Here is a 2,494-nt window from a genome sequence, read left to right on the forward strand (position 1 = left end):
CCTGCACTACACCGCCCTGCCCGACTGGGCGCAGTCGCTGGGCATGGTGATGTCGATCATCCTCCTGGCCCCGAGCTGGGGCGGCATGATCAACGGCATGATGACCCTCTCCGGTGCCTGGCACAAACTGCGCACCGACCCGATCCTGCGCTTCCTGGTGGTCTCCCTGGCCTTCTACGGCATGTCGACCTTCGAAGGGCCGATGATGGCGATCAAGACGGTCAACTCGCTGTCGCACTACACCGACTGGACCATCGGCCACGTCCACGCCGGCGCCCTGGGCTGGGTGGCGATGATCTCCATCGGCGCGGTGTACCACATGATTCCGAAGCTGTACGGCCGCGAGCAGATGCACAGCGTCGGCCTGATCAACGCGCACTTCTGGCTGGCAACCATCGGCACCGTGCTGTACATCGCCTCGATGTGGGTCAACGGCATCACCCAGGGCCTGATGTGGCGTGCGATCAACGATGACGGCACCCTCACCTACTCCTTCGTCGAAGCGCTGCAGGCCAGCCATCCGGGCTATATCGTCCGCGCACTGGGCGGTGCCTTCTTCGCCTCGGGCATGTTGCTGATGGCCTACAACGTGCTGCGCACGGTACGCGCTGCCAATCCGGCGCAGGCCGATGAAGCCGCCAAGATCGTCGTCGTGGGAGCGCACTGATGAAGCATGAAGCAGTCGAGAAGAACATAGGCCTGCTGGCCTTCTTCATGGTCATTGCCGTGAGCATCGGCGGCCTGACGCAAATCGTCCCGCTGTTCTTCCAGGACGTCACCAACAAGCCGGTCGAAGGCATGAAGCCGCGCACCGCGCTGGAAGTCGAAGGCCGCGACATCTACATCCGCGAAGGCTGTGTAGGTTGCCACTCGCAGATGATCCGCCCGTTCCGCGCCGAGACCGAACGCTACGGCCACTACTCGGTGGCCGGTGAAAGCGTGTGGGACCACCCCTTCCTCTGGGGCTCCAAGCGTACCGGCCCGGACCTAGCCCGCGTCGGCGGACGCTACTCGGACGACTGGCACCGCGCGCACCTATACAACCCGCGCAACGTGGTGCCGGAGTCGAAGATGCCCGCCTACCCGTGGCTGGTGGAAAACCACCTCGATGGCAACGATACGGCCAAGAAGCTCGAAGTGCTGCGCACCCTCGGTACGCCCTACACCGACGAAGACATCGCCGGTGCCCGCGACGCGGTCAAGGGCAAGACCGAGATGGACGCCCTGGTGGCGTACCTGCAAGGCCTTGGCACCCTCATCAAGAGCAAACGGTGACGCTGATGGATATCGGGATGATACGCGGCCTGGGCACCGTCGTCGTGCTGGTGGCCTTCGTGGGCCTGGCGCTGTGGGTGTTCAGCCCGCGGCGCAAGAAGGATTTCGACGAGGCCACGCAGTTGCCCTTCGCGGATGATCCCGAGGCCAGCCGGCATGTCGAGCACGCGCAAAAGAATGCTTCTGGGAGCAAACAACAATGACAACCTTCTGGAGTCTGTACGTCACCGTCCTGACCCTGGGCACCATCTTCGCCTTGACCTGGCTACTGCTGTCGACCCGCAAGGGCCAGCGCGAAGAGATCACCGACGAAACCGTCGGCCATGCGTTCGACGGTATCGAGGAGTACGACAACCCGCTGCCCAAATGGTGGTTCTGGCTGTTCGTCGGCACCATCGTCTTCGCCCTCGGCTATCTGGCGCTGTACCCGGGCCTGGGCAACTGGAAAGGCATCCTGCCAGGCTACAGCTACCTGGATAACGACAAGCAGACCGAGTTCAGCAATGGCCAGTCGGGCTGGACCGGCGTGCACGAATGGGAAAAGGAAATGGCCAAGGCCGATGCCCGCTTCGGGCCGATCTTCGCCAAGTTCGCCGCCATGCCGCTGGAAGACGTCGCCAAGGATCCGCAGGCCCTCAAGATGGGCGCACGCCTGTTCGCCTCCAACTGCTCGGTGTGCCATGGCTCGGACGCCAAGGGAGCCTACGGCTTCCCCAACCTGACCGACAGCGACTGGCGCTGGGGCGGCGAGCCGGAAACCATCAAGACCACCATCATGAATGGCCGTCATGGTGTGATGCCGGCCTGGGCCGAGGTGATCGGCGAGCAGGGCGTGGCGGATGTCGCCGCCTTCGTGCTGACCAACCTGGACGGGCGCAGCCTGCCCGAGGGCATCAAGGCCGACGCGGCCAACGGACAGAAGATCTTTGCCGCCAACTGCGTGGCCTGCCACGGCCCTGAAGGCAAGGGCACCCCCGCCATGGGCGCACCCAACCTGACTCACCCGCAGGCGTTCATCTACGGCTCGAGCTTCGCCCAATTGCAGCAGACCATTCGTTACGGCCGTCAGGGGCAGATGCCAGCGCAGGCTGAAATCCAGGGCAACGACAAGGTGCACCTGCTGGCGGCTTATGTGTACAGCCTGTCGCAGCAGGCGGAGCCGGTTCAACCGGCTGAGTAAGCCTGGGCTGGCCTCATCGCGGGGCAAGCCCGCTCCCAC

At 64.2% G+C, this 2,494-nt stretch carries 4 protein-coding genes; all 4 read left to right on the forward strand.

The genetic code is table 11. The annotated features are described in order from the left end of the window. The coding region (locus tag HU729_RS25420) for a cbb3-type cytochrome c oxidase subunit I (RefSeq protein ID WP_186711914.1) at positions 1–667 on the forward strand (667 nt) is incomplete at its 5' end. After that, positions 667–1,275, forward strand: coding sequence for a cytochrome-c oxidase, cbb3-type subunit II (ccoO, locus tag HU729_RS25425; protein ID WP_186711915.1), 609 nt, complete (start codon positions 667–669; stop codon positions 1,273–1,275). The genes HU729_RS25420 and ccoO, both read left to right, overlap by 1 nt. Positions 1,276–1,280: 5 nt before the next feature. After that, a complete protein-coding gene (locus tag HU729_RS25430; RefSeq protein ID WP_054894780.1) occupies positions 1,281–1,478 on the forward strand; it encodes a CcoQ/FixQ family Cbb3-type cytochrome c oxidase assembly chaperone in 198 nt (65 codons plus the stop codon). Further along, positions 1,475–2,455, forward strand: coding sequence for a cytochrome-c oxidase, cbb3-type subunit III (gene ccoP, locus HU729_RS25435; protein ID WP_186711916.1), 981 nt, complete (start codon positions 1,475–1,477; stop codon positions 2,453–2,455). Before HU729_RS25430 ends, ccoP begins: the two co-directional genes overlap by 4 nt. Positions 2,456–2,494 lie beyond the last annotated feature (39 nt).

It is taken from the genome of Pseudomonas sp. RW10S2, assembly GCF_014268985.1.
Lineage (GTDB): Bacteria > Pseudomonadota > Gammaproteobacteria > Pseudomonadales > Pseudomonadaceae > Aquipseudomonas > Aquipseudomonas wayambapalatensis.

What these genes read in the sequence shown, in the direction of transcription:
- ccoO (WP_186711915.1), top strand. Translation starts at nt 667, where the DNA reads ATGAAGCATGAAGCAGTCGAGAAGAACATAGGCCTGCTGGCCTTCTTC.
- ccoP (WP_186711916.1), top strand. Translation starts at nt 1,475, where the DNA reads ATGACAACCTTCTGGAGTCTGTACGTCACCGTCCTGACCCTGGGCACC.
- HU729_RS25430 (WP_054894780.1), top strand. Translation starts at nt 1,281, where the DNA reads ATGGATATCGGGATGATACGCGGCCTGGGCACCGTCGTCGTGCTGGTG.